Genomic DNA, 26,438 nt, shown 5'->3' on the forward strand with positions numbered 1-26,438 from the left:
CGCGCCCCTCACTCTGCCTCGACGGTCAGAGTGTATTCGGGGGCGAGGATCTCACGCTCCTCATCCGAGTCGACGCCGAGATCGGCCGTCGTCGCGCGGGCGTCGCGCATCAGCCAGGCGACCACGGCGGCGCCGGCCAGCGCGATCGCCGCGCTGCACCACAGGGCGGCGTGCAGCCCGTCGACGTAGGCCTGGGGAGAACCGCCCTGCAGCACGGACCGCACCGGGAAGAAAACGCCCAGACCGGCGACGCCGATCGCGATGCCCGCCTGCCGGAACGTGTCGTTGATACCGGTGGCTAGCCCGGCGTCGTCGTGGTCGCTCTCGGCCAACACGACACCGCTGACCACCGGGTTGAACACGCCGGCGCCGATCGCGGCGAGCAGGAAGCCGCCCACGACGTCCCAGGGGCTGCTGTTGGTTCCGCCGACCGTCAGCCAGGCCATGCCCGCGGTGACCGCCAGCAGGCCGGCCGCGATCAACACCCACGGCGCGACGCGGCCGAGCAACTTGTCGGTGACGCCCGCCGCGACCAGCATCATGACGGTGCCGGGCATCGGGACCAGGCCCGCCTCGATGGCGGACAGTCCGAGCACGCCCTGCAGGTAGAGCGTGAAGTAGACGAACACGGCGAAGAGCGACGCGGAGATGGCGAAGGTGGCGATCTGTGCGCCGGCGAAGCCGCGATTGGCGAACATCGCCACCGGCATCATCGGGTCGGCCACGCGCTTCTCGATCGCGACGAACAGCCCCAGCGCGACGGCGGACACGGCGAGGGAGCCAACCGTCAGCCGATCGGTCCAGCCGCTCGAGCCGGCCTCGATCAAGCCGAAGGTCAGCGCGGCCAGGCCCACCATGACCGCGGCCTGACCGGCCCAGTCGCCACGGCGCGGGGCGGCGCTGCGGGACTCGCGAACCTTGCGGGTACCGACCCAGAGGGCGACGCCGATGGGGACGTTGGCCAGGAAGATGGCCCGCCAGCCGATCAAATCGGTGAGCAGGCCGCCCAGCAGCGGCCCGGCGGCGAAGGAGGCGCCGATAGTCGCGCCGTAGACGGCCAGCGACTTGCTGCGCTCCACGGCGCCTGGAAACGCGTCGGCGAGCAGCGCCAGCGACGTCGCGAACAACAGTGCCGCACCGAGGCCCTGGATGACGCGCGCGCCGTTGAGCGACAGCATCGTCGGCGCCAGCGCGCAGGCCGTCGACGCGAGCGTGAACACGAGCGTGCCGAGTTGGAACACGAAGCGGCGGCCGACGCGGTCGGCCCAGGCGCCGGCGGTGAGGACGACTGTCGCCAGCGCCAGGGTGTAGCCGTCGACGACCCACTTGAGGGCCGTCAGGCCCGCGTCCAGCTCGCGGGCGATCGTCGGGAGCGCGGTGTTGACCACCGCGATGTCGAGCATGAGCATCGCGGTCGCGGCGCAGGCGACCACGAGGGTGGTGGTTTGTCCCCGGCTGAACCGGGCAACGGGTGCGGACATGGGGGTGACTCCTCGTCGTAGACAGTCCTTACGACGATCAGAGTCACCACCGCCGCTTGGAGCACCCTTGGCGACGGCTTGGCGCGGTCAGACGACGTCGAAGGTCACGGTGGCGTACGCACCCGACGTGCGCTCGAGCACGGTGATCGGATACCGCGCGGCCTCCGTGTAGCGGCGATTCGGGAAGCCCCTCGAACCCTGGCAGGCGGTGGACTTGTACATCGGCCAGCGTTGGCCGGGGAAGGTGATTTCGATCCGGCACCGGTCCCCGGTGACCGCCGCACCGCGCTGGTTCCGCGCCGACCAGCTCACGAGGGGCGCATAGCCGCCGCTGCCGCCCATGCTGCGCACCCCGGCGACCACCTTGGTGACGTTTCCCTTGGGGGCGAGCTTTCCCGGCGGCGGGGCCTGGCTGCCGAAGTCGCCGAGCGGCGGCGCAAACCGTGCCTGGGCCACCCCCGCACCGGTCGTCGCCAGCATCGCGCTCAAGAACATGACGCCGATTCCGCGCTTCATCGAAAGCCTCCTCGAGTGATTCGCCCACGCTATCCCGTCAGCGGCGGCAGCGGGTCGGTCTGCCGACAGATGGCGCGTGACGCCAGGTATTACGGTGGACCGGTGCCCGCCGCCGACCGCCCCACCTTCGACCATCCGGCGCCCATGCGCTCGGTGGTCCCGTCGGCCCGTGCACTGACTCTCATCTCACTGGCCACCTTCATCGTGCTCGTCGTCCTCGAGGTCACCCGCTGGCCGCTGTTGTTCAGCACCCGCTCCAGCGTGCTGCTCGCGATCGTGACGCCCGCCCTCGCCTTCTTCCCCGCCGGGATCATCGTGAAGTCGTTGCGCCGCACCGAGCTGCGCAGCTGGGCCCACGCCCACGGGTTCACGCTCGACGAACATCCGACGGTGCCGGTCCCACAACTCGACATCGAGCCGTTCACCATCGCTCGCGCCCGCCGCAAGCGGGTCCGCGCAGTCATGTCGGGGAAGGTCGGCCGCTACCCCGCGGGCTATCTGTACTACACGTGGTGGAACAACAATCGGATCCAGTTCACCTCGCACTACCGCAACGTCTTCTCGCTCACCCTTCCCAAGGCGCTGCCGGCGCTCAGCATCGGCCCCACCATCAGCACCCGCGCGGGCGATGTCGTCGAGTTCGAATCGATCACGTTCAACGAGCAATGGGCCGTGCTCTGCCCCGATCAACGCTTCGCCAAAGCCGCGTTGCCCCCGACGACGCTCGACGGGCTCCTGTCGATGGACCTGCCGGTCACCGCCAACACCCGCATCGCCATCGTGGGTCGTCAGCTCCTCGCCATCAGCATCGGCGGGTCGCGCGGGGACGACATCACCCGGCTCTACCGCACCTTGCAGGTGATTGCCGACGGCATTCCGCGCTACGTCTGGGAGGAGTACGGCCGATGAAGTGGCTGCTGATCGTCGGCTTCGTCGTGGCGGCGGCCTATGTCGTGACGTGGCCGGTTCGCGCACACAACGCACTGGTGCGCATGCAGACCGTGGTCGTCGAGTCGTGGCGGGGCATCGACATCGAACTGGTGCGCCGCTGGGATCTCATTCCGCGTCTCGCCGACGTCGCACGCGCGTACGCCAGGCACGAGGCGCACACCCTGCTGGCGCTGGCCGAGCAGCGCAGCGCCACCACCCTGCCCGACGATCCCGATTCCGCGTTCCGCGCACTCCACGATCGCGATGTCGTGGAGACGGCGGCCGAGCAGGATGCGGAGTTGGCCCGTGCCCTCGGCCGACTGCAGGTCGTCGCCGAGGGCACGCCCAAACTTCAAGCCTCCAAGCACTACGCGAAGGTGCGTGCCGCCCTGACCGACACGGAGGACCGGATCGCCGCGGCCCGACGGCTGTACAACGGCAACGTGTCGCGCTACAACGCGCGACTGCGCGCTTTCCCGACGTCGACCATCGCGCGACGCGCAGGCTTCGCACCCGCCGAGTACTTCGAGTTGTCCGACGATCGGGCCGATTGAGCCCCGCCCCACACCGCGGCCTCGGCGGCACGGGCATCGGCGCGCCGATCCGGCGTCGGCAACTGGACGGGGTGGGCCGTCACGGTGATGACCAGGTCGCGGACCGCCAGGATCCGCCGCAGCGTGTCCAGGGGGCCGTCGTCGCCGATGAAGGCACCGGCCGAGCAGTGGTGGCCATCGTCCTCGCGGAACGCCACCGTCATCGGCATGATCGGCGATCCGGCCGCATGGGCGGCGCGGAAGAAGGCGGGACGGAAGCGGCCCGCCGCCGCGCCGCACCAGGTCGTCCCCTCGGGGAATACCGCGACCGCGCCGCCGGCCCGGAGCGCGTCGGCCACCCGGTCGACCGTCGCCGGAAGCTGGCGCAGCGATTCACGGCGGATGCCGATCACCCCGACTCGGCGGGCCAGGACGCCGATGCCGGGCATCGCCAGCACTTCGGCCTTCGCGACGAAGCGGGCCGGGGTGATCGTCGCGATCGCGAGGATGTCCAGGAACGAGACGTGGTTGGCGACGATGAGGCCGCCGACCGGGACGCGGGGATCGGCGTCGACGAGTCTGCGGTCGTCGACCACCACCGTCGCACCGAGGGCGCGCAGCACGCGGCGCGACGACCACGACGCGAGTCGGTGGCGACGCCGTGGCGCCACGCGCCAGGCCACCGGGGCGACGAGTGCCAGCACCAGGACGACGCTCAGCAAACGGGCCACGCGGACCGCCTGGCGAATGGCACCGGCCCGCCCGCGCGGCGGGTGGATGCAGCCGCCGCCGCACTCCCCCGTCGGGTACCAGGCGTGCCGGTCCATGTCAGGCCTGCCCACTGAGTCGGCGCACCGTGTCGGTGAGTCGCCGCCGATAGCGGTTGTCCGCGTCGTCGTAGCTCAACACGGTGAGGAAGTCACCGCAGTCGAAAACCGGGTCGATGGCCGGTTCGCCGCAGACGCGCGCACCCAGGCGCAGGTAGCCGCGCAGCAGCGGCGGGACGATCAGGCGGGCGGGCGGTTCGATGTCATCGAGGCGCGTCCCGTCGACGATCGAGCCGCCGTGCGGGAAGGCCTGCCAGGGCGCGCGGTGCCGGTTGCGCAGTTCGTCGCGGATGCCGCGCAGTGCACTTCCGCGTTCCGCGCCCGGGGTGCCGAGGGGCACCGAGACGCAGCCCATGAGGTGCGAGTTCCCCGTCTCCTCGACGTACGCGAGCACGGCGGCCCACATCAGGGCCGTGACCGAGCCGTGGCGCTGGCCGACGGCGACGGCCGCCCGTCCCATCTCGACCGTCCGGGAGGCGATCGGTGCGAGTTCGGCGAGGTCGAACTCGGTCGCGCTGTACCAGCCGCCGGCGGCGATCGCCCGGATCGGCGACAGGAGCCGCGCGCAGCCGACCAGTTCGCCGCTGCGCTCATCGCGCACCAGCAGGTGCTCGCAGAACTCGTCGAAGCGGTCGACGTCGAGGCGCGTGATGGGGTCCCCGAGTGCCGAGGAGAAGCCGGGTTCGGCGGTGAACACCTGGTAGCGCAGGCGCTGGGCGTCGACGATGTCGATCGGATCGGTCGAGAGGGATACAACAAAGCCGCCGCCTGCAAAGAGGCGACGGCTGGACGTGGACGGGGCGACCGCGGGGCTGGGCGGCACCGGCGTGACGGCGGATTCGGTTATCACTGTCATGGCGCCCATGGAATTCGGAACGGGCGACGACATGGCCTACGCCGCGTGACGCGTCGGAGTCCACCGGGTGAATTGCCGACCAAACACGAACCCCCGGCCAACCACAGGGGTCGGCCGGGGGCTGTGCGGGTTACGCGAAGCCTACTTGCGCTTCTTGATCTCCTCGGTCAGCTGCGGGGCGACGTTGAAGAGGTCGCCGACGACGCCGTAGTCGCTGATCTCGAAGATCGGCGCCTCCTCGTCCTTGTTCACGGCGACGATGGTCTTCGACGTCTGCATGCCGGCGCGGTGCTGGATCGCACCGGAGATGCCCAGCGCGATGTACAACTGCGGCGAGACCGTCTTACCGGTCTGACCAACCTGGAACTGGCCCGGGTAGTAGCCGGAGTCGACCGCGGCGCGCGAGGCACCGACGGCGGCACCGAGCGAGTCGGCCAGCTCCTCGACGACCGAGAACTTCTCGGCGCTGCCGACGCCGCGACCACCGGACACGACGATCGACGCCTCGGTGAGCTCGGGGCGGTCGCCGCCGACGTTCGGCTCAACCTTGGTGATCTTCACCGCGTTCTCGGCCTGCGCCGGAACCGCGATGTCGACGCGCTCGCCGGCACCCGCGGACGGGGCCGCCTCGATGGCGCCGGGGCGCACCGAGAAGATCGGCACGGCACCCTTGGCCTGGGCGTCGACGGTGAACGAGCCACCGAAGATCGAGTGCACGGCGTTGCCGCCCTCCTTGACCTCGATGACGTCGGCGAGGACGCCCGAACCGAGGCGGACCGCCAGACGACCGGCGACTTCCTTGCCGTCGGTGTTGGCGGCCACGATGATCGCGGCCGGCGACGCCTGCTCGGCGACGGTCGACAGCACGTCGACGATCGGCGAGACGAGCACGCTGGCGGCCTCGTCGGACTCGGCGACGTAGATCTTCTCGGCGCCGGCCGCGGCCAGGTCGCCGAGGACCGCGTCGGCCTTGCCGGGGGCTCCGACGACGACGGCCGACGGGGCGCCGAGCGCACGCGCGGCGGTGATCAGCTCCGAGGTGACCTTCTTCAGCCCACCCTCGGTGTCCCGCTCCACGAGAACGAGTACTTCAGCCATGTTGTTTCTCCTGAGATTTCAGTGTCGATGGGGGTGGGTTAGACGATCTTCTGCGCGACGAGGAACTCGGCGATCTTGGTGCCGCCGTCGCCTTCGTCGGTGACGCGCTCGCCGGCCTGCTTGGCCGGCTTCGGGGTGACCGCGGTGACCGCCGTCGGCGCGTTCGCGAGGCCGACCTCGCCCGCCTCGACACCGATGTCGCCGAGACCGACCACGGCGATCTCCTTCTTCTTGGCGGCCATGATGCCCTTGAAGGACGGGAAGCGCGGCTCGTTGATCTTCTCGTTGACGCTGACGATCGCGGGCAGCGCACCCTCGACCGAGACGATGCCCTCGTCGGTCTCGCGCTCGCCCTTGAGGCTCTCGCCGTCGACGGTCAACTCGCGCAGCGACGTCAGGTGCGGCAGCTCGAGGTACTCGGCGATCATGGCCGGGACGGCACCCACGCCGCCGTCGGTGGCCTGGTTGCCGGCGATGACCAACTCGACGCCCTCGACGGTGCCCAGCGCACGGGCCAGGACGTAGGCGGTCTGGACGGCGTCGGAGCCGTGCAGCGCGTCGTCCTGGATGTGGATGGCCTTGTCGGCGCCCATGGACAGCGCCTTGCGGATCGCCTCGGTGGCCTTCTCCGGGCCGGCCGACAGGATCGTCACCTCGCCGCCGTTGGCCTCCTGGATCTGCAGCGCGGCCTCGACAGCCTTCTCGTTGATCTCATCGATCACCGGGTCGATCTCACGGTCGAGGGTGAAATCGCTGTCGTTGAGCTTGCGCTCGGAGCCAGAGTCGGGCACCTGCTTGATGAGTACGACAATGTTTGTCATGGGTCTACGTCGACCTCCTGCATCGGGTGAGGCTACTTACCAACCGGTAAGGCCGTTAGGGTCGCCCAACACTCTAACGTGTCGACACCGACCGGCGAACGCGGCGTACCTCACAAAATCGGCGGGATTGTGTCCGGTGGCCCGATTACGATCCACCCATGACGATCTCCGTGGGCATGATCACCTTCGACACCCTCGATCCGTTGCCGCTCGCGCGGTGGTGGGCCGACCAGACCGGCGGCACCATCGTCGAGGAGAACGAGGGCTGGTTCGTCACGGTCGCCACCGGGGAGGGCAAGCCGATGCTCGCGTTCCAGAAGGTCGACGACCCCACGCCGGGCAAGAACCGCGTGCACCTCGATCTGATCACCGAGGACCGTGAGGCCGAGGTGCAGCGACTCTTGGCCGGCGGCGCGACGCTGGTCGCCCGGCGCGAGATGCCCGGACTCGAGTGGGTGACGCTCGCCGACCCGGACGGCAACCAGTTCTGCGTCGCCGCACACTGAGCCGCGGCTCAGTGCTGCTCGAGTGACCGCCGCGCCGCGGCCAATACGACGGGGTCGGCGCAGCCGCGGGCGAATCCGGCGATGCGGCGGCGGATTTCGTGCCCCAACAGGAAGACGCCGATTCGCTCGGCGATGGGTGCGAGCCAGGCCGGCTTGCAGGTGAAGTTGTACTTCCACACCGCGAGGGTGCCGTCGCCGTCGGCGGTGAACCGCCAGCCGCCGCCCATCTTCGCGAAGAACCAGGGCCCGCGCTCCATCGTCATCCCCACGTTGTTCGGCGGGGCGTACGAGACGTAGCGGCTGACCATCGACGGGCCGAAACGCTGGCGGGTGAAGGTGCGCACGCCCTTGTCGGGCGTCGTGGCGCCGTCGAGGAAATGCTGGTTGCGGATGAACCCGTCCCAGCGCCGTCGCGCCGCACCGGTGGTCTGCGACACCGCAAACGCGACATCGGGCGGCACGTCGACGTGAACGCTGGCCTCGACGGTCGGCATCAGAACATCCCGACCCCGGTGCCGGCCTCGACCATGGCCGCGCCGATCAGGAAGGTCGCGACGATGATGCCGAGCGCCAGCAGCGGCCAGACGAACAGCGGTCGGCGTTTCGAGGCCACGGCCACGATCAGGCCGATCAGCAGCACCACACCGCCAAGGGCGGTACCGCCCCAGGACACCACGTAGGCCCCGTCGAGGAGGCCGTAGCGGCAGTTGCCCGCCGACGGGGAACAGCCGTCGCTGGCCATCACGAAAAAGGCCGTGAAGAAGGCCGCGACCAGACCGGCGGCGACGGCGAGCAGGCTCAGCAACACGGTGGCGACGATGTCGCCGACCCGAGGGGGACTGTCGTTGGCGGGACTGAGTCCCGGTGTGGTGGTCATGATGATCATCTTGCCGCGTCGCGGTCGTCGTGCCCATGGGGACAACTACCCGGGTCGCCGGGGGCGACTACCCTCATCAGGTGATGAGCGAATCACCGAACGCAGACGCCGCCGACCCGGCCGCCACGCTGGCGCTGACCGGCGAGCGGACCGTGCCCGGCATCCCGGAGGAGAACTACTGGTTCCGCCGCCACGAGGTCGCCTACGAGTACATCGCCGACCTCGTCGACGGCAAGGACGTGCTGGAGGCCGGATCCGGCGAGGGCTACGGCGCGGACCTGTTGTCCCGGCGGGCCCGCAGCGTGGTCTGCGTCGACTACGACCAGTCCGCCGTCGAGCACACCCGCGCCCGCTACCCGCAGCTGGTCGTCCACCAGGGCAACCTGATCGACCTGCCCATCGCCGACGAGTCGGTCGACGTCATCGTCAACTTCCAGGTCATCGAGCACCTGTGGGACCAGCCGGCCTTCGTCGCCGAGTGCCACCGCGTACTGCGCCCGGGCGGGCGACTGCTGATGTCGACGCCCAACCGCATCACCTTCACCCCGGGCAGCGACACCCCGGTCAACCCGTTCCATACCCGCGAGCTGAACGCGATGGAGCTGACCGAGTTGCTCGTCGACGGCGACGGGTCGGGCCGCGCGTTCACCGTCGAGCAGATGCTCGGCGTGCACCACGGCCCGCGGTTGCTCGAGCTCGACGCCAAGTGGGACGGGTCGATCATCGACGCCCAGATCCAGCGCGCCCTCGCCGACGAGCCGTGGCCGGCCGCCCTGGCCGCCGACGTCGCCGGCGTCACGACCGCCGACTTCGACATCCGCCCGGGCGACGTCGACGCCAGCCTCGATCTGTTCGCGATCGCCGTCCGCAAGTAGCGACCGCCGTGACTCCCTCCGCCACCGCCGTGCCGGGCCAGTTCACCCTGGTCCTGCACTCGCACCTGCCGTGGCTGGCCGACCACGGCCGGTGGCCGGTCGGCGAGGAATGGCTCTACCAGTCGTGGGCGGCCAGCTATCAGCCGGTGTTCGCGGTGCTGCGCGGCCTCGCCGACGACGGCTTCACCGATGTGATGTCGCTCGGCATCACCCCGGTGCTGGCGGCCCAGCTCGACGATCCGCACTGCACGTCGTCGATGTACGAGTGGTTGGCCAATTGGCAGTTGCGGGCGATGGAGTTGGCGACCGACCGCGACCCGGTGCGCGCACAAGCCGGGACCGACCACTTCCGCGCGGCCTCCGCCGCCCTCGCCGACTTCGAACAGCATTGGCGTCACGGCGCCTCGCCGACGATCCGGGCGCTGCTGTCGTCGGGGATCATCGAGCTGCTCGGCGGGCCGCTCGCCCACCCGTTCGCACCGCTCCTCGACGCGCGGATGCGACAGTTCTCCCTCGCCGAGGGCCTCGCCGACGCCCACCGGCGCTGGGGCTACACCCCCACCGGCATCTGGGCGCCCGAGTGCGCCTTCGACCCCGGGATGGAGGTCGAATACGCCGAGGCGGCCGTCGACCACTTCATGGTCGACGGCCCGACGCTGCACGGCGACACCGCGCTCGGCCGCCCCGTCGGCGACACCGACGTCGTCGCCTTCGGCCGCGACCTCACCGTCAGCTACCGGGTGTGGTCGCCGAAGTCCGGGTACCCCGGGCACGGCGCCTACCGCGACTTCCACACCTACGACCACGAGTCCGGCCTCAAGCTCTCCCGCGTCACCGGGCGAACCGTCGACGGACCGGACAAGGCGCCCTACGACCCGGCGCGCGTCGATGCGGTCATCGACAAGCACGTCGACGACTTCATCGAGACGGTCCGCGAGCGGCTGATCGGCGAGTCCGCGCGCATCGGCCGCCCGGCGCTCGTCGTCGCCGCCTTCGACACCGAACTGTTCGGCCACTGGTGGCACGAGGGCCCGCAGTGGCTCGACCGGGTGCTGCGCCGACTCCCCGAGGCGGGCGTCACCGTCGGGTCGTTGGCCACCGCCCGGAGCAGCGGCTTCGTCGGCGAGCCCGTCGACCTGCCGCCGTCGTCGTGGGGTTCGGGCAAGGACTGGCGTGTGTGGGCCGGCCCGCAGGTGCAGCACTTCGTCGACCTCAACGCCGAGGTCGTCGACACCGCGCTGGCGGCCGTCGACAAGCGCACCGAGGACACCGCGGTGCGGGACCGGGTGAGTGACCAGATTCTGCGCGAGACCCTGATGACCGTCGCGTCGGATTGGCCTTTTATGGTGTCCAAGGACACGGCCGGCGGCTACGCCACCGATCGGGCCCACAAGCACGCGCACGCGACCCGCGAGATCGCCGACGCCGCGGCCCGCGGCCGCGAATCGTCGGCGGGCGCGCTGGCCGACGGCTGGTTCGCGGCGGACAACCTGTTCGCCGACCTGGACGCGCGGCGCCTGCCCGGTCCAGAGGCGTACACGAAGGGAGCCGGCCGATGAAGCTGCTGCTGGTCTCCTGGGAGTACCCGCCCGTCGTCGTCGGCGGACTCGGCCGCCACGTGCACAACCTCGCCGTCGAGCTGGCCGCCATCGGGCACGACGTCGTCGTGTTGACGCGCCGGCCGACCGGCTCCGACGCGACCACCCACCCCACGACCGTCACCACCGCCGAGGGCGTGCGCATCATCGCCGCCGCCGAGGACCCGCCCGAATTCGACTTCGGCACCGACATGATGCCGTGGACGCTCGCCATGGGGCACACAATGATCCGCGCCGGGCTGCGCCTGCTGCGCGACGACGGCACCGGCGCGGCGTGGGTGCCCGACGTCGTGCACGCCCACGACTGGCTTGTCGCGCACCCGGCGATCGCGCTGGCCGAGTTCTACGACGTGCCGCTCGTCGCGACCATCCACGCCACCGAGGCCGGCCGCCACAGCGGTTGGGTCGCGGCCAAGACCAACCGGCAGGTCCACTCCGTCGAGTGGTGGCTGGCCCGCGAGGCCGACGCGCTCATCACCTGCTCGACGTCGATGCGCGACGAGGTGAGCCGTTTGTTCGGCCCAGAGCTCGCCGAGATCCAGGTGATCCACAACGGCATCGCCGTCGACGAATGGCCGCGCCGGCGCCGGGAGCTGCGCGAGCGGGCCGAATCGTCGGAGCCGCGCATTCCCCAGGAGGGAGCGGCCGAGCTCCTGTTCGCCGGGCGCCTGGAGTACGAGAAGGGCGTGCAGGACCTCCTCGCCGCGCTGCCCCGGATCCGTCGCACCCATCCCGGCACGCGTCTCACCATCGCCGGGTCGGGCACCCAGTTGGAGTGGCTGCAGGAGTTGGCGCGCAAGCACCGCGTGGTCGGGGCCGTGGACTTCCTCGGCGCCGTCGACCGGAACGAGCTCATCGAGCTGATGCACCGCTGCGCGGCCATCGTGCTGCCCAGCCGCTACGAGCCGTTCGGCATCGTCGCCCTCGAGGCCGCCGCCACCGGCATCCCGCTGGTCGTGTCGACGGCGGGCGGCCTCGGCGAGGCCGTCACCGACTCCGTCACCGGCATGACCTTCCCGCCGGCTGACGTCACGGCGCTGGCCGCCGCGGTGCGGGCCACCCTCGACGATCCGGCCGCCGCCGAGGTACGCGCCCAGCGCGCCTACGACCGGCTCACCGAGGAGTTCTCCTGGCGGACCGTCGCCGAGCGGACCGCGGGCGTCTATCTGGCCGCCAAGCGTCGCGTCCGGCACCCCATCGGGCGGCCGAACATCGTCGAGCGCCCGCTGCCCGAGCGCGACCCGAACCAGCCGCTGGCCTAAGCCGCCGACGCCGGCTCGGTGTCGACCATCCAGGGCACGCCGAACCTGTCGGTGACCATGCCGAACACCGGGGCCCAGAAGGTCTCGGCGATCGGCATCGTCACCTCGCCGCCGGCCGACAGGGCCTCGAACACCGACCTCGCCGTCGCCGCGTCGGGCGCGGTGTAGGACACCGTGAAGCCCACCTTGCGGCCGTCGTCGCCGGATGGGTCGTCCGACCCCATCAGCAGCCCGTCGCCGACTTTGAGCGATGCGTGCATCACCACCGCATCGTCGGTGTCGGGCATGCGCGCATCGGGCGGGGCGTCGCCGTTGCGCATCATGGACAGCTCACCGCCGAAGACCTGCTGATAGAAGCCGAAGGCCTCGGCGCAGTTGCCGCTGTAGAAGACGTAGGCGTGAAACGCCATCCGAACCACCTCCGGGTTCGAGTGTGCGCTCACCCCCTGGGCGCGCGGAACCCCCCGGGTGCACACTCGGCGGTGTTTGACCGCCCACTCGGCGGTGTTTGACCGCCCACTCGGCGGTGTTTGACCGCCCACTCGGCGGTGTTTGACCGCCCACTCGGCGGTGTTTGACCGCCCACTCGGCGGTTAGACGGCCTTCTTCTTGCGCTCGATGTCGGCGAGGGCGGCCTCGTGCTCGGCCCGCTTGGCGGCGTTCGCCTCCCAGTCGTCCTTGCGGTTGCGCACAACGCGGGCGGGCGCGCCGACGGCGATGCCGTAGTCGGGGATGACGCCCTTGACGACCGCGTGCGAACCCAGGACGCAGCCGCGGCCGACGATCGTGTTCCGCAGGACCGACACCTTGGCCGCGACCCAGGTGTCCGCACCGATGCGGACCGGCCCCTTGACGATGCCCTGGTCCTTGATCGGCAGCTCGAGGCTGTCCATCTTGTGGTCGAAGTCGCAGATGTAGCACCAGTCGGCGATGAGCGTCGACGCGCCGATCTCCATGTCGAGGTAGGAGTTGACGACGTTGTTGCAGCCGAAGACGACCTTGTCGCCGATCCGCAGGCTGCCCTCGTGCGCGCGGATCGAGTTGCCGTCGCCGATGTGCACCCAGCGGCCGATCTCCATCCGCGACAGCTCGGGCGTCGCATGGATCTCGACGCCCTTGCCGAGGAACACCATCCCGCGCAGCACGACGTGCGGGTTGGCCAGGCGGAACCGGGCCAGCCGCAGGTAGCGCACCAGGTACCAGGGCGTGTACGCGCGGTTGGCCAGCACCCAGCGCAGCGAGGCCATGGTCAGGAAGCGCGCCTGGTCGGGGTCGCGCTTGCGCCCGGCCCGCCACCGGTCCCGGTAGGAGGCGTTCCACATCGTGGTCATGGGTGAAACCTTAGTGGAGCGCGAAATCGGACACGATAGGCTCACTGGGCAACCCGGACCCGCCCGGGCCGCACACCCGACCCGGCGAAGGAGCACCCCCGATGTCGCGAGCCCCCCGGCCCACCCCGATCCGCCGCCTCGCCCGCGCGGCAGCGATCGTGGCGACCGCGGTGACGACCGTGGCACTCGCCGCCTGCTCCGACGGCCAGGTCCAGGTGAAGTCGCTCGCCAGCCCCGGGTGGTCGAGCTTCGGCGGCAACGCCGGCAACACGAACTTCGCCTATCCGCGGGTGCCCGACGACCTCGCCCTGAGCTGGACGCGCCCCACCGGCGGCCCGATCAACTCCCCGCTGACGGTCTCCAACCAGTCGAACGTGAGCGTCACGGCGAACACGCCCGACGGCTGCAACTGGATGGTCCTGGACCCGCGCGCCGGGCGGATGAACTACTGCAAGCGGATGCGCCCGGGCATCGAGGTGCAGTCCCCGCTCATCGACCAGTTCGACCAGCCCTACGTCGGCGAGGAGACGATGTTCCTCGGGTGGACCGCCGGCGGCGCCATCCGCTGGCGGATGCCGGTCATCGGCGTCCCGGTATCCGCGAAGTTCGTCGCGCCCTCGGTGGCCCTCATGGCCACCACCCAGGGCCAGATCCTGTTGCTGAACACCCAGGACGCGACCTTCGCCGCGCCCGAGGTGCGGCTGCGCGCCGACGCCAACCCGGACAACGCGATGCAGGGGTTCGGCGACTGTGTCGTCAGCGGGCCGCGCTGCGGCATCCCGGCCCCCGCCGCCGTCGACTTCGACGGTCAGCGGGCCTACCTGAACTTCTGGCCGCAGGGCGCCATCGCCTCGCAGGTCCGCGCCCTCGACTACCGCGAGGTCGACGGCAAGCGCGAGGTGCGCGAAGCGTGGCACGCCGACGTCCCCGGCGGCATCGTCGGACCGACGGCGGTCTCCGCCGACGGCAAGACGGTCTACGCGTTCAGCCGCCTGGGCAAACTGGTCGCCCTGCACGCCGCCGACGGCAAGCCGAAGTGGACCTTCGACTACGGCGACCCGGGCTTCGCCACGCTGACCGCCACCCCCGACGGCAAGATCATCCCCACCGGCCCGCTCGGCGGCCCGCTGCGCATGTTCGCCGACCGCGGCGACAAGGCCGAGCAGGTGTGGTCGCGCACCGACCTGAAGACGGCGAGCCTGTCCACGCTCACCAACTCCGGCACCGCCTGGACCGTCGTTCGCGGCAACGGCGACGCCCTGGTCCTGACCGAGGTGTCCGCCGAGGACGGCAAGACGCTGCGCTCGCTGCCCCTGCCCGACGCCAAGGGGTTCGCGACCGGCGTGTCGGTCTCCCCCAACGGCCAGCTCGCCGTGGCGACCCACATCGGCCAGGTCTACTTCTTCGACTCCAAGGCGGAGATCGGCCGCTAGCCCGTCACGGCCGGCGGACGCCGGGGGCGCACACGAAGGCCACCCCGCGCGAGCCGATGCGGGTGATGACCAGTGCGAGCGGCGCCGACCCCTTGAGCTTCAGGCGCTTGCGCAGCTGGTCCGGGTCAACGTCGACGCCGCGCACGAGGATCTCCAGGCTCCCGCAATCACGGTCGGCGAGGGCCTTGCGCAGCGGTTTCTCCTTCATTGGGGCCTGCTCGAGGATCTCGAAACCGCGCTCGCCGGGCGGGATCGAATCACCGGTCAGATAGGCGATCTTCGGGTCGAGCTGCCACAGTCCGTGGCGGGCCGCCCAGTGCCGCACCAGCCCGGCGCGCACGATCGCACCGTCGGGGTCGACGATCCACTGCCCGGGCGCTCCGGCACCGGCGTCGTCGGGATCGAGGTCGGTGATCTCCTCGCACCGCACCTCGCCGTCGACGGTGCGCAGGACCGTTGCGCGCTGCTGCGCGCTGTCGTCGAGCTCGGTCCACAGGCACGCCTCCCGCACGCCGCCGTCGAGCGAGACGAGCTGCACCTGGCCGTCGAACCCGAAGCGGGCGCGCAGCGTGCCGTAGTCGACGCCCGGCGCGCACTTCACGACCAGCGGCCGGCCGGCGTACAGGGTGAGGACGTCGAGCAGCGGCGGCGAGGTCTCCTCGATGCGGAAGGTGCGCGTGCCGCCGCGGCGCCGTGCGGGGTCTGCGATGACGACGTCGGCGGTCGAGGTGGGGGTCAGCGCGTCGGCGCGCAGCAGGGTGGCCCCGTCGACGTTGTGCGCGGCCATCGCCAGCCGGACCGGGTCCAGGTCGGAGCCGAGGACGCCGCCGACCCCGCCGGAGGCCGTGAGTTCGACGAGTTCGGCGCCGACCGAACAGGTGACGTCGTGGACGAGTACCCCCGGGAAGCGCGCGGCGATCTCGGCGGCCCGGTGGGCGGCGACGACGCCGGGGGTCGCCTGTTGCAGCGCCTCCTCGGTGAGGAGCCAGCGCTGGGGGTCGCGCAGTTTGCCGACCGCTCGCCGGCGGCAGCGCACCGTTTCGGCGAGGGCGGGCGCGCGCTCGCCGTAGCGGGCGCGCAGTTCGGCGACGTCGGCGATCAGCGTCGTCGGCGTCAGGGCCAGCTGGTCGGTGTTCTCGAGCGCTTTGAGACCGTGCCGCGACCGCAGGAACGCGACGTCGTCGGTGGTGATCAAGTCGGGCGAGGGGGAATCAGGCGGTCGGCTTGGTGCCGGTGACCAGCACGTTGTAGAAGAACTGCGGCGGCACGAACCTCTTCAGGACCTTCTCGTCCAGCCACGTCATGCGCTTGTACCCGCCATAGGCGAACCCGGCCCAGCCCCAGCCCAGCTTCTCCTTCGGCACGGCGGCCTCGAAGGTGCGGACCGGCCAGCCGAGCATGGCCGCGGCCAGTTCCTCACTGGCGGTCTCGACGTTGTCCGCACCGGCCGAGGCGGCCAGCTTCTCCAGGTCGGCCGGTGAGAAGGTGTGGATGTCGACGACGGCCTCGAGGGCGGCGGCGCGCGAGGACTCGTCGAGCTCCTCCTGCGGGCGGCGCCACTCCTTGAGCTTGCCGAAGCGGGTGATGTTGGTGGTCGCCCACCAGGTCGCCCGGCTCATGCGGCGGGCGTAGAAGTCGCCGATCGTCGACGGCTCGCCGGCGAACACGAAGCGGCCGCCCGGCTTGAGGACGCGCAGCACCTCGCGCAGCGACTGCTCGACGTCGGGGATGTGGTGCAGCACGGCGTGGCCGACGACCAGGTCGAAGGTGTTGTCGTCGTAGGGGATCTTCTCGGCGTCGGCGACGCGGCCGTCGACGTCCAGACCCAGGTTCTCCGCGTTGCGGAGGGCAACCTTGACCATGCCCGGCGAGAGGTCGGTGACCGACCCCTTCTTCGCGACACCGGCCTGCATCAGGTTGAGCAGGAAGAAGCCGGTGCCGCAGCCCAGCTCCATGGCCCGCTCATACGGCAGGGGCGCGTTCGGGACGATCTTGTCGAAGCGCTCCTTGGCGAAGTCGATGATGCGCTGGTCGAAGGAGATCGACCACTTCTCGTCGTAGGTCTCCGCCTCCCAGTCGTGGTAGAGCACCTGCGCGAGCTTGGTGTCCTGCATCGCGGCCCGCACCTGCTCCTCGGTGGCGTGCGGGTTCGGCGCAGGATCGGATTCCGGCGTGTTGGTACTCATTACTGCTCCCTGGCGGGTGGATGGTTCGCGACCATCCTATCGGCCGGTGAACTTAGCCTTACCAGGGCCGTTCTCGACGAAGGATTCCATGCCGATCGTGCGGTCCTCGGTGGCGAACAGCGCGGCGAACAGCTGCGCCTCGATGGCCAGCCCGGTGGACAGATCCGAGTCCAGACCGCGGTCGACGGCGGCCTTGCCGGCGGCCAGTGCGATCGACGCGGCGTTCGCGAACTGATCGGCCCACGCGAGCGCGGCGTTGTAGACCTCGTCGGGTGCGACGACCTGGTCGACCAGTCCGATGGCGAGGGCCTCCTCGGCCTCGACGAAGCGGCCGGTGAAGATCATGTCCTTGGCCTTGGCCGGACCGATCAACCGGGCGAGGCGCTGCGTGCCGCCGCCGCCGGGGATGACGCCCAGCAGGACTTCGGGCACGCCGAGCTTGGCGTTGTCGCCGGCGATGCGGCGGTCGGCGCCGAGGGCGACCTCCAGGCCGCCGCCGAGGGCGTAGCCGGTGATGGCGGCCACGGTGGGCTTCGGGATCCGCGCGATGGCGCCCAGCCCGTCCTGCAGCTTGCCGGCGACCTTGTTCATCTCGGCGAAGGTCATGTCGTTCATCTCTTTGATGTCGGCGCCGGCGGCCAGCACCTTCGGCCCGCCGTAGACGACGACGGCCTTGATGTCGTCGCGCGTGCTCGCCTCTTCGGCCGCCGCCGCGAGCTCGGTCTGGACCTGGCGGTTCAGCGCGTTCATCGGCGGTCGGTTCAGCAGGATGGTGCCGACGCCGGGGTGGTCTTTCGAGGTTTCCAAAGTGACGAACTCAGCCATGGGCATCAGCCTATACGCTGGGCGATGTGGCTGATCGCGGCGACCGGATACCCATCGAGGCCGATGGTCGAGTCGTGGAACTCTCCAGTCCCGACCGCGTCTACTTCCCCGAGCGGGGGGAGACGAAACTCGATCTCGCCCGCTATTACCTGAGTGTCGCCGACGGCATCGTCCGCGCGCTGCGCGACCGCCCGACGATGCTGCACCGCTTCCCCAAGGGCGTCGACGGCCCGAAGGTCCACCAGAAGCGGCTGCCCGCCGGCGCGCCCGCCTGGATCGAGACCACCGAGATCTACTTCCCGCGCTACGGGCGCACCGCCGACGAGCTGTGCGTGACGAGCGCGGCCGACGTGATCTGGGCGGTGCAGATGTCGACCGTCGAGTTCCACCCGTGGAACTCGCGGCGCTTCGACGTCGAACGGCCCGACGAGTGGCGGATCGACCTGGACCCGATGCCCGACTGCCCCTTCGACCGCGTGCGGCGCGTTGCCGCCGGCGTCCACGAGGTGCTCGACGAACTCGGCATCCGTGGCTTTCCGAAGACCTCCGGCGGGCACGGCCTGCACGTCTACGTGCGGATCGCGCCGCAGTGGGGGTTCGCCGACGTCCGTCGCGCCGCCCTCGCGTTTGCCCGCGAGGTGGAACGTCGGCTGCCCGACGATGCGACGACGACGTGGTGGCGCAAAGACCGGGACCCGAGCGCGGTGTTCCTCGACTTCAACCAGAACACGCGCGATCACACGATGGCCGCCGCCTACTCGGTGCGCGGCAATCCGCGGGCCACGGTGTCGACGCCGGTGACGTGGGCCGAGATCGACGACGTCGTGCCCGACGACTTCACGATCGCGACGGTGCCGCCGCGCTTCGCCGAGATCGGCGACCTGCACGCCGAGATCGACGATGTCGCGTTTGCGATCGACACGCTGGTCGAGTGGGCGGATCGGGACGGGTTGGACTGAGTCAGGGCTTGCGGTTGAAGAACAATTCGCGGGCCCGGGGGTTCATCGACGCGAAGTACTCGTCAGCATGGGTGAAGCGCAGGCCCTCGAAATCGTCGTTGGGCGTGCCCGGCTCGATGGGCTTGATCTCCCGCTTGGCCGCGAAGAGGTCGGCCACCGAGTCGTGGGCCGCCAACTCGCGCAGCTGGGTCCAGGTGGGCGGCAGCAGGAAGTGTTTCCCCGCGGTCCAGTCGTCGAGCGCCCGCGCCGCCGGGTACCACTGGGCCTCCTCCACCTCGGAGGTCTCCGCGTCGGCGTCCTGCCCGGCGGGAAGTTCGGCGAGGAAGAAGCGGGTGTCGTAGCGGCGCTTCTCGATTTTCGGCGTGATCCAGTGCGCCAGCGGGCGCAGCAGGTCGGCCCGCAGGGCGAGGTCGTGCTCGCGGAGGAACTGGGCGAACGACAACTCACGGCTCTCCAGGGCGGCGCGCGCCGGCATCAACGCCGCCACGTCGGGCGCGGAACCGTCGGCGTGCGTCACCAGCAGGACGCCGCACTCCTCGAAGGTCTCGCGCACCGCCGCGCACACCAGCTCCTGGGCGGACGTCGGGGACGTCGAGAACTGTTCGGCCCACCAGGTGACCTCGGGGCCGATCCACGCGAGGTCGGCTTCGGCGTCGCGCTCATCGACGCCGCCGCCCGGGAAGACCGTCATCCCGCCGGCGAAGGCCATCGCCTGGACGCGGCGCTGGAGAAACGCCTCGATCCCGTCGGCACCGTCGCGGACCAAGACCACCGTCGACGCATCGCGCAACGGGGCTGCGGTTTCAGTCATGCCGCGTACGTTACCGGTGATCAGTTGGGCGTGTAGCCACCCTCACCAGTCGTGCCGTTGTAGCGGAAGGTGCGGTCAATGGCCCCGCGCGCGGCGGGCGAAGTAGCGGCCGTCGATGACGTCGAGCGCGATCTGCTGGCCGAAGGCGGTCGACAGGTTCTGCGCCGTCAACACGTCGCCCAGCAGTCCCTGGGCGACAACCCCGCCCTCGGACAGCAGCATGCCATGGGTGAACCCCGGCGGTATTTCCTCCGGATGGTGCGTGATGAGCACGAGCGCCGGGGCATCGGGGTCGGCGGCGAGCTGCGCCAACCGGTCCACCAGTTCCTCGCGGCCGCCCAGGTCCAGGCCGGCGGCCGGTTCGTCCAGGAGTAGGAGCTCGGGGTCGGTCATCAGCGCGCGGGCGATCTGCACGCGCTTGCGCTCCCCCTCCGACAACGTGCCGTAGGTGCGTTTGGCCAGGTGGTCGGCCCCGAGTGATTCGAGCGTGGCGAACGCCTGGCCGCGGTCCATGTCGTCGTAGTTCTCGCGCCAGCGGCCGAGGACCGCGTATCCGGCGGAGATCACCAGGTCCTCGACGATCTCGTCCGGCGGGATTCGCTCGACCTCCTTGCCGCCCGTCACGCCGACCCGGGTGGTCAGTTCGCGCAGATCCACCCGGCCGACGCGCTCGCCCAGCACGAAGGCGATGCCGCTCGTCGGGTGCGCCCGGGCCGCCGCGATCGACAGCAGCGACGTCTTGCCGGCACCGTTCGGGCCGAGGATGACCCACCGCTCGTCGAGCTCCACCTGCCAGTTGACCGGCCCGACGAGCGTGTTGCCGCCGCGCACCAACGAGACGTCGCGGAAGTCGAGGAGCAGATCGGGATCGGGCAGTTCGGTGGTCACACCCCTATCGTGCCGGATCACCGGCCGGGGCGCCGTACCGGATGCCGCGCGTCGCGCGGGAATACCGGGTCGCGCCCGGTCGCTGACTCTGACGTGGCTTCTGCACCTTCTTCCTCGCCGGTCGGCGTACCGCTATCCATCCTCGATCTGGCCCAAGTCGGGCCCGGCGAAACGGTCCGCGAATCCCTGGCCCATTCGACGCGCCTGGCGAAGTTCGCCGACACCACCGGCTACCGGCGCCTCTGGTACGCCGAGCACCACAACATGTCGGCCATCGCGTCGGCGGCGCCGGCCGTGCTGATCGCCCACATGGCGGCCCACACCGAGAACATCCGCCTCGGCGCCGGCGGGGTCATGCTGCCCAACCACTCGCCCCTCACCATCGCCGAGCAGTACGGCACCCTCGCCGAGCTGTACCCGGGGCGCATCGACCTCGGCCTGGGCCGCGCGCCCGGCGGGGACCAGGCGACCTTCGCCGCGCTGCGGCGCACCCATGCCGCCGCTGAGCAGTTCCCGCGCGACGTCCTCGAGCTCCAGGGCTACCTGCGTGACGAGTCCCGCGTCGCCGGAGTGCGCGCCACCCCCGGCGCCGGCACCAACGTCGACCTCTACATCCTGGGGTCGTCGTTGTTCGGCGCCCAGCTCGCCGCCGCACTCGGGCTGCCGTACGCCTTCGCCTCGCACTTCGCGCCGCAGGCCCTCACCGAGGCCGTGGCGCTCTACCGTCGCGACTTCCAGCCGGCCCCGCTGCCGGGCGGTGGCCAGAGCGAGCCCTACGTGATCGCCGGAGCGACCGCGGTCGCCATCGACGACGCCGAGTTCGCCGCCGAGCAGCTCCACCAAGCCGTGCTGCAGCGCATCAAACACCTCGTCGCCCACCACCGGAAGATCACCGACGACGAGGCCGAGCAATTGATCGACTCGCCCGTCGGACAGCAGGTCGCGGGCATGATGCGCTACGCCGCCGTCGGCACCCCGGCCGACGTGCAGGACAAGCTGCGCGACTTCGCCAAGCACGCCGACGCCGACGAGTTGATCGTCGCTTCGCTGGCCCCGGACCGCCAAGCGTGGTTCGACACCGTCGTGAATCTGGCGCCCGGACGCTGAGCAACCGGGGTCGCCCCTGATTAAGCCCAGGTAGAGATCGGATCACCGACCGCCAACAACCCTGGTGTGACGGGTGGGGCCGACGTTACGTTTGAGGAATGCCAATCAATCGCAGACAGTTCCTCGCCGCCGCCGCGACGGGAGCCGCCGGCGCCACCGCCGTCACCGTGCTGAACTCCGGCCTCGTCGTCGCCGCCCCGAGCCTGCCCGCCTCGCTGGCCAGGGGCACCAGCCACGGCACGCTGCTGGACTACTCGAAGGCGGTTCCGTCACCGCTGGCCATCAAATCCGCCGGCCACCTGGGCGTCGTCCGCTACGTCTCCGATCGCCGCCCGGGCGCCGAATTCATGAAGGCCAAGCCGCTCACCGCCCCCGAAGCGGTGTCGATGCGCGCCGCCGGACTGACCGTCGTCTCCAACTACCAGTTCGGCAAGGCCAAGACCGCCGACTGGCTCGGCGGCTACGACGCCGGCGTGAAGCACGCCAAGCGCGGGCTGGAGATCCACAACGCGGCCGGCGGTCCCGCTGATGCGCCGATCTACGCCTCCATCGACGACAACCCGTCGCAGAGCCAGTTCACCAGCAAGATCGCCCCGTACATCAAGGGGTGGGAGTCGGTCATCGGGCACGCCCGCACCGGCATCTACGCCAACGCGCCGACGATCCAGTGGGCGGTCAACGCCGGACTGGCGAGTTGGTTCTGGCAGCACGACTGGGGCACGCCGAAGGGCTACCTGCACCCCTCCGCACACATCCACCAGATCCCCGGCCAGAAGTACGTCGGCGGCTGCGAGGTGGACGTCAACACCATCCTCAAGCCGAACTACGGCCAGTGGTCGACGGTGGCCGGGAGCTGATCACCGTCACCGAACCCGGCGCGATCTCGGTGAACCCGGCATCGCGCACGGCGACCGCACTCCCCCGCGCCTCCTCGGCGAGCAGCTCGGCCCACCGCCGCGGCGACGGCTCGCACACCGACAGCGGGCAGCGGTCGAGCAACCACTGATACGTCTCGTCGACGGTCAGCAGCGACACCCCCAGCATCGCCGCGTGCCCGACCTGCGCCGCGGTCTTGCCGACGGTCATGGCCAGCCCCGGGTTGACCCACAGCACCAGCCCGCCGGCATCGTCGTCGGGCTCGCCCGGCAGGTCCCCCGGAACGTCGGTGCCCTCGATCTGCAGTTTGCGGATCCGTTGGTCGACCTCGCCGACCCGCGTCGGGACGAAGGCGCGCGCCGACTCCCCGTCGTCGACGGTCAGGCCCCACACCTGCTGCGCCGCGGTCCACTGTGCCCCGCGGGCGCGCCGCGCGATCTTGCGTATCCGCGCGTCGCACCAAGCGTCCATCGGCTCCGCCCACGGTCCGCCCGGCGCGCTGCGCTCGTCGAGGCAGAGCGCGGCGACGGCGCGCGCCGCGGCGACGAGGAGTCCGTGGCGCTCGGGCGGATCGGCCTTCTCCACCCGCAGCGCCAGCTGCATGGCCCAGATCTGCGCCGGATCGTCGGGGTCGCCGTGATCGGGTGCGTCGAGATAGCGGGCCAAGCGCGCGTGGTTCGCGGCGACGGCTTCCCGGGAGGGCACGGTTAATCCAGGGGGACGCGGCGCAACGTGCCGTCGACCGCGTCGGCGGCCTCGATCTCGTCGCGGGTCACTCCGAGGACGAACAACACCGCGTCGAGGAACGGGTGGCTCAGCGCGGTGTCGGCGACGTCGCGCAGCGCGGGTTTGGCGTTGAACGCGATGCCCAATCCGGCGGCGCCCAGCATGTCGATGTCGTTGGCCCCGTCGCCGACCGCGACGGTCTGCTCCAGCGGCACCCCGGCCTCGTCGGCGAAGGCGCGCAGTGCGCGTGCCTTCCCCGGCCGGTCGACGACCTCCCCGACGACCCTGCCGGTCAGCTTGCCGCCCATGATCTCCAGGGTGTTGGCGCGCATGAAGTCGAGGTTCAACTCCTTCGCGAGCGGTTTGATGACCTGCTCGAATCCGCCGGACACGACGCCGCAGCGGTAGCCGAGGCGGCGCAGCGTGCGGATGGTCGTCCGCGCGCCGGGGGTCAGCTCCAGCGTGGCCGCCACCTCGTCGACGACGCCGGCGTCCAGGCCCGCCAGAGCGGCGACCCGGCGGTGCAGCGACTCCTCGAAGTCGATCTCGCCGGCCATCGCCGCGGCGGTCACGGCGGCGACCTCCGATTCCCGCCCGGCCTTGGCCGCGAGCATCTCGATGACCTCGCCCTGGATCAGCGTGGAGTCGACGTCGAAGACGATGAGCCGCTTGGCCCGCCGGGCCAACCCGGCGCGCTCGACGGCGATGTCGATCTCGTGCGCGCCGGCGACCTCGACGAGGGTCTCGCGCAGTGCGGAGTCGGCGAGTTCGGTGTCGGCGGGGACGCTCACCATGAGCTCGAGCCCGGTGACCGGGTAATCCGCGACGCCGCGGATCGAGTCGATGTTGACGTCCTTGGCGGCCAGGGCGGCGGCCAAAGAGCGGAAGGCGCGCGCCGTGACGGGGCTGCCCAGCACGACGACCGCATGGGTGGACGGCGGCTGCGCAACGGCGTTGTTCCCCGACTCGACGTGGACCGCAAAGCCCTCGGCGATCAACCCGGCGGCGGCGATGGCCTCGTCGACCCGGTCGGTGAGGTCCTCGACATCGGTGACCGCGGAGACCAGCACCCCGAGGGTGAGGCGCCCGCGGATCACGACCTGCTCGACGTCGAGCAGCTCGACGCCGGCCTGGGCCAGCACGCCCATCAGGACGGAGGTGACTCCGGGACGGTCAGGCCCGCTGACCGTGATGAGGACGGAGGGCGTACCCGGCTGCCCCACCTGTCAGTGGCCGCCGGAGCCCGCGTGGGCCTCGTCGCGCATGCGCTCGATCATGTGCGGATAGTGCAGCTCGAACGCCGGGCGCTCCGAACGGATCCGGGGCAGCTCGGTGAAGTTGTGCCGCGGCGGCGGGCAGGACGTCGCCCACTCGAGCGAGTTGCCGAAGCCCCACGGGTCGTCGACGGTCACGACCTCGCCGTAGCGGTAGCTGCGGAAGACGTTCCACAGGAACGGCAGCGCCGAGAGGCCGAGGACCAGGGCGCCGGTGGTCGAGATCATGTTCAGCGTCGTGAAGCCGTCCGACGGCAGGTAGTCGGCGTAGCGGCGCGGCATGCCCTGGTTGCCCAGCCAGTGCTGCACCAGGAAGGTCAGGTGGAAGCCGATGAAGGTCAGCCAGAAGTGAATCTTGCCGAGGCGCTCGTCGAGCATGCGGCCGGTCATCTTCGGGAACCAGAAGTAGATGCCCGAGAAGGTCGCGAACACGATCGTGCCGAACAGCACGTAGTGGAAGTGCGCCACCACGAAGTAGGTGTCCGAGATGTGGAAGTCGATCGGCGGGCTGGCCAGCAGCACGCCGGTGAGGCCGCCGAAGAGGAAGGTGACGATAAAGCCCATCGCCCACAGCATCGGTGTCTCGAAGGTCATCTTCCCCTTCCACATGGTGCCGATCCAGTTGAAGAACTTCAGGCCCGTCGGGACCGCGATGAGGAAGGTCATGAAGGAGAAGAACGGCAGCAGCACCGAGCCGGTGACGAACATGTGGTGCGCCCAGACCGCGACCGACAGGGCGGCGATCGACAGGGTCGCGTAGACCAGGCCGGTGTAGCCGAACAGCGGCTTGCGCGCGAAGACCGGGAACACCTCCGACACGATGCCGAAGAACGGCAACGCCAGGACGTACACCTCGGGATGGCCGAAGAACCAGAACAGGTGTTGCCACAGGATCACGCCGCCGTTGGCCGGGTCGAACAGATGGGCCCCGAAGGCACGGTCCACCTCGACACCCAGCAGCGCGGCGGTCAGCAGCGGGAAGATCAGCAGGATGAGCAGGCTCGCGACGAGGACGTTCCAGGTGAAGATCGGCATCCGGAACATCGTCATGCCGGGGGCGCGCAGACACACCACGGTGGTCACCATGTTGACCGCACCCAGAATGGTGCCGAGACCACCGACGCCCAGGCCCATGATCCACAGGTCGGCACCGACGCCGGGCGAGTGGATGTCGTTGGTCAGCGGCACGTAGGCGGTCCAGCCGAAGTCAGCGGCGCCGCCCGGGGTGAGGAAGCCGCCGAGCGCGACGGTCGAGCCGAAGAGGAAGAGCCAGAAACCGAAGGCGTTGAGGCGCGGGAACGCGACGTCGGGCGCACCGATCTGCAGCGGCAGGATGAAGTTGGCGAAGCCGATGACGATTGGCGTCGCGTACATCAGCAGCATGACCGTGCCGTGCATGGTGAACAGCTGGTTGAACTGCTCGTTCGAGAGGAACTGCAGGCCCGGGTGGGTCAGCTCGGCGCGCATCAGCAGGGCCATCAGGCCGCCGATCATGAAGAAGGCGACACACACGGTGATGTACATCATCCCGATCAGCTTGTGATCGGTGGTGGTCAGCACCTTGTAGAGGAACGAGCCCTTGGGCTGGTGGCGCTCCGGGTACGGGCGCACTGGGGCCAGTTGCTGGGTGCTGGGCTGGTCGACCGCGGTCACTATTCCTCCTCGAGGGCGAGTGTTACGGCCAATCCTAGACCCTGGGCACTCGTATTGGGACCGGAGGTCCTACGAAGTGTCGTATTTGATTTCCGGCTGCGCCGTCGCCGCAGGTGGCGGGCCGCCAGTGCTAGCGTTTGACCGTGCCTCGAATCCTTCGCCACACCGGTGCGGCCGTCCTCGCCGCGG

Annotated in this window: 28 protein-coding genes; 10 read left to right on the forward strand and 18 right to left on the reverse strand. The window is 70.3% G+C overall.

Features of this window, described 5'->3' with window-relative positions; translation table 11 throughout:
• Positions 1-8: 8 nt before the first annotated feature.
• Together QM728_RS09940 and QM728_RS09945 are read right to left on the reverse strand one after the other, a co-directional pair.
• Complete coding sequence (locus tag QM728_RS09940) at positions 9-1,481, reverse strand: MFS transporter (protein ID WP_415031856.1); 1,473 nt, start codon at positions 1,479-1,481, stop codon at positions 9-11.
• An 87-nt stretch (positions 1,482-1,568) separates the two neighbouring features.
• The gene (locus QM728_RS09945; protein WP_415031857.1) at positions 1,569-1,997 is read right to left on the reverse strand and encodes a hypothetical protein; all 429 of its coding nucleotides are present in this window, start codon (positions 1,995-1,997) and stop codon (positions 1,569-1,571) included.
• Positions 1,998-2,099: 102 nt separating this feature from the next.
• Here QM728_RS09945 and QM728_RS09950 point away from each other — a divergent pair, with 102 nt between their 5' ends.
• Both QM728_RS09950 and QM728_RS09955 read left to right on the forward strand, forming a co-directional pair.
• Positions 2,100-2,906, forward strand: a complete 807-nt coding sequence (locus QM728_RS09950; protein ID WP_415031858.1) for a DUF3137 domain-containing protein — start codon at positions 2,100-2,102, stop codon at positions 2,904-2,906.
• A complete protein-coding gene (locus QM728_RS09955; RefSeq protein ID WP_415031859.1) occupies positions 2,903-3,481 on the forward strand; it encodes a LemA family protein in 579 nt (192 codons plus the stop codon). The genes QM728_RS09950 and QM728_RS09955 overlap by 4 nt, the downstream gene beginning before the upstream one ends.
• Here the strand turns inward: QM728_RS09955 and QM728_RS09960 are convergent.
• From QM728_RS09960 to QM728_RS09975, 4 genes are all read right to left on the reverse strand, one after another.
• On the reverse strand, positions 3,379-4,287 hold the full coding sequence (locus QM728_RS09960) for a lysophospholipid acyltransferase family protein (protein ID WP_415031860.1): 909 nt from the start codon (positions 4,285-4,287) through the stop codon (positions 3,379-3,381). The genes QM728_RS09955 and QM728_RS09960 overlap by 103 nt on opposite strands.
• 1 nt (position 4,288) lies before the next feature.
• Entirely contained in the window at positions 4,289-5,143 is an 855-nt protein-coding gene (locus tag QM728_RS09965; protein ID WP_415031861.1) for a GNAT family N-acetyltransferase, read from the reverse strand.
• Between the two features lie 141 nt (positions 5,144-5,284).
• Positions 5,285-6,241 carry an electron transfer flavoprotein subunit alpha/FixB family protein gene (locus tag QM728_RS09970; RefSeq protein WP_415031862.1) on the reverse strand — a complete coding sequence of 319 codons (957 nt, stop codon included), beginning with the start codon at positions 6,239-6,241 and terminating at the stop codon, positions 5,285-5,287.
• 38 nt (positions 6,242-6,279) lie between these two features.
• Positions 6,280-7,062, reverse strand: a complete 783-nt coding sequence (locus tag QM728_RS09975) for an electron transfer flavoprotein subunit beta/FixA family protein (protein ID WP_415031863.1) — start codon at positions 7,060-7,062, stop codon at positions 6,280-6,282.
• Between the two features lie 158 nt (positions 7,063-7,220).
• Here QM728_RS09975 and QM728_RS09980 point away from each other — a divergent pair, with 158 nt between their 5' ends.
• On the forward strand, positions 7,221-7,568 hold the full coding sequence (locus QM728_RS09980; protein ID WP_415031864.1) for a VOC family protein: 348 nt from the start codon (positions 7,221-7,223) through the stop codon (positions 7,566-7,568).
• Positions 7,569-7,576: 8 nt separating this feature from the next.
• On the opposite strand, the gene QM728_RS09985 is transcribed toward QM728_RS09980, so the two are convergent.
• Entirely contained in the window at positions 7,577-8,062 is a 486-nt protein-coding gene (locus QM728_RS09985) for an SRPBCC family protein (protein ID WP_415031865.1), read from the reverse strand.
• The gene (locus QM728_RS09990) at positions 8,062-8,445 is read right to left on the reverse strand and encodes a hypothetical protein (protein WP_415031866.1); all 384 of its coding nucleotides are present in this window, start codon (positions 8,443-8,445) and stop codon (positions 8,062-8,064) included. The genes QM728_RS09985 and QM728_RS09990 overlap by 1 nt, the downstream gene beginning before the upstream one ends.
• Positions 8,446-8,528: 83 nt before the next feature.
• Between QM728_RS09990 and QM728_RS09995 the strand changes: the two genes are divergently transcribed.
• The 3 genes from QM728_RS09995 to QM728_RS10005 are packed head-to-tail and all read left to right on the forward strand — an operon-like array spanning position 8,529 to position 12,180.
• On the forward strand, positions 8,529-9,320 hold the full coding sequence (locus tag QM728_RS09995) for a class I SAM-dependent methyltransferase (RefSeq protein ID WP_415031867.1): 792 nt from the start codon (positions 8,529-8,531) through the stop codon (positions 9,318-9,320).
• A gap of 8 nt (positions 9,321-9,328) precedes the next feature.
• On the forward strand, positions 9,329-10,879 hold the full coding sequence (locus tag QM728_RS10000; protein WP_415031868.1) for a 1,4-alpha-glucan branching protein domain-containing protein: 1,551 nt from the start codon (positions 9,329-9,331) through the stop codon (positions 10,877-10,879).
• Complete coding sequence (locus QM728_RS10005; RefSeq protein ID WP_415031869.1) at positions 10,876-12,180, forward strand: glycosyltransferase family 4 protein; 1,305 nt, start codon at positions 10,876-10,878, stop codon at positions 12,178-12,180. The genes QM728_RS10000 and QM728_RS10005 overlap by 4 nt, the downstream gene beginning before the upstream one ends.
• Here QM728_RS10005 and QM728_RS10010 read toward each other — a convergent pair.
• On the reverse strand, positions 12,177-12,590 hold the full coding sequence (locus QM728_RS10010; RefSeq protein ID WP_415031870.1) for a VOC family protein: 414 nt from the start codon (positions 12,588-12,590) through the stop codon (positions 12,177-12,179). The two genes, QM728_RS10005 and QM728_RS10010, sit on opposite strands and share 4 nt — an antisense overlap.
• 183 nt (positions 12,591-12,773) lie before the next feature.
• A complete protein-coding gene (locus tag QM728_RS10015; RefSeq protein ID WP_415031871.1) occupies positions 12,774-13,511 on the reverse strand; it encodes an acyltransferase in 738 nt (245 codons plus the stop codon).
• Between the two features lie 101 nt (positions 13,512-13,612).
• Between QM728_RS10015 and QM728_RS10020 the strand changes: the two genes are divergently transcribed.
• Positions 13,613-14,944: a PQQ-binding-like beta-propeller repeat protein gene (locus QM728_RS10020; RefSeq protein WP_415031872.1), complete on the forward strand. Its 1,332-nt coding sequence runs from the start codon at positions 13,613-13,615 to the stop codon at positions 14,942-14,944.
• A 4-nt stretch (positions 14,945-14,948) separates the two neighbouring features.
• Here QM728_RS10020 and QM728_RS10025 read toward each other — a convergent pair whose 3' ends face one another.
• Genes QM728_RS10025 through QM728_RS10035 form a run of 3 tightly spaced genes read right to left on the reverse strand, consistent with a single transcriptional unit; the run spans position 14,949 to position 17,955 of the window.
• Positions 14,949-16,139 (reverse strand): THUMP-like domain-containing protein, encoded by a 1,191-nt coding sequence (locus QM728_RS10025; protein ID WP_415031873.1) that lies wholly within the window; start codon positions 16,137-16,139, stop codon positions 14,949-14,951.
• Between the two features lie 16 nt (positions 16,140-16,155).
• A complete protein-coding gene (locus tag QM728_RS10030; RefSeq protein WP_415031874.1) occupies positions 16,156-17,130 on the reverse strand; it encodes a class I SAM-dependent methyltransferase in 975 nt (324 codons plus the stop codon).
• Between the two features lie 36 nt (positions 17,131-17,166).
• On the reverse strand, positions 17,167-17,955 hold the full coding sequence (locus QM728_RS10035; protein ID WP_415031875.1) for an enoyl-CoA hydratase/isomerase family protein: 789 nt from the start codon (positions 17,953-17,955) through the stop codon (positions 17,167-17,169).
• 26 nt (positions 17,956-17,981) lie between these two features.
• On the opposite strand from QM728_RS10035, the gene ligD reads away from it, so the two are divergent.
• Positions 17,982-18,914, forward strand: coding sequence for a non-homologous end-joining DNA ligase (ligD, locus tag QM728_RS10040; RefSeq protein ID WP_415031876.1), 933 nt, complete (start codon positions 17,982-17,984; stop codon positions 18,912-18,914).
• Position 18,915: 1 nt separating this feature from the next.
• Here ligD and QM728_RS10045 read toward each other — a convergent pair whose 3' ends face one another.
• Positions 18,916-19,725: an NUDIX hydrolase gene (locus QM728_RS10045; RefSeq protein WP_415031877.1), complete on the reverse strand. Its 810-nt coding sequence runs from the start codon at positions 19,723-19,725 to the stop codon at positions 18,916-18,918.
• 75 nt (positions 19,726-19,800) lie between these two features.
• A complete protein-coding gene (locus tag QM728_RS10050; protein ID WP_415031878.1) occupies positions 19,801-20,613 on the reverse strand; it encodes an ABC transporter ATP-binding protein in 813 nt (270 codons plus the stop codon).
• Between the two features lie 93 nt (positions 20,614-20,706).
• On the opposite strand from QM728_RS10050, the gene QM728_RS10055 reads away from it, so the two are divergent.
• Positions 20,707-21,720: an LLM class flavin-dependent oxidoreductase gene (locus QM728_RS10055; protein ID WP_415031879.1), complete on the forward strand. Its 1,014-nt coding sequence runs from the start codon at positions 20,707-20,709 to the stop codon at positions 21,718-21,720.
• Positions 21,721-21,818: 98 nt separating this feature from the next.
• The gene (locus tag QM728_RS10060; protein WP_415031880.1) at positions 21,819-22,577 is read left to right on the forward strand and encodes a DUF1906 domain-containing protein; all 759 of its coding nucleotides are present in this window, start codon (positions 21,819-21,821) and stop codon (positions 22,575-22,577) included.
• On the opposite strand, the gene QM728_RS10065 is transcribed toward QM728_RS10060, so the two are convergent.
• Genes QM728_RS10065 through ctaD form a run of 3 tightly spaced genes read right to left on the reverse strand, consistent with a single transcriptional unit; the run spans position 22,534 to position 26,249 of the window.
• Positions 22,534-23,301 (reverse strand): aminoacyl-tRNA hydrolase, encoded by a 768-nt coding sequence (locus QM728_RS10065; protein ID WP_415031881.1) that lies wholly within the window; start codon positions 23,299-23,301, stop codon positions 22,534-22,536. The genes QM728_RS10060 and QM728_RS10065 overlap by 44 nt on opposite strands.
• A 2-nt stretch (positions 23,302-23,303) precedes the next feature.
• Complete coding sequence (gene serB / locus QM728_RS10070; protein WP_415031882.1) at positions 23,304-24,545, reverse strand: phosphoserine phosphatase SerB; 1,242 nt, start codon at positions 24,543-24,545, stop codon at positions 23,304-23,306.
• A 3-nt stretch (positions 24,546-24,548) separates the two neighbouring features.
• The gene (gene ctaD / locus QM728_RS10075) at positions 24,549-26,249 is read right to left on the reverse strand and encodes a cytochrome c oxidase subunit I (protein ID WP_415031883.1); all 1,701 of its coding nucleotides are present in this window, start codon (positions 26,247-26,249) and stop codon (positions 24,549-24,551) included.
• Between the last annotated feature and the right edge of the window lie 189 nt (positions 26,250-26,438).

This window comes from Gordonia sp. (in: high G+C Gram-positive bacteria), assembly GCF_047602025.1.
Taxonomy (GTDB): Bacteria; Actinomycetota; Actinomycetes; order Mycobacteriales; family Mycobacteriaceae; genus Gordonia.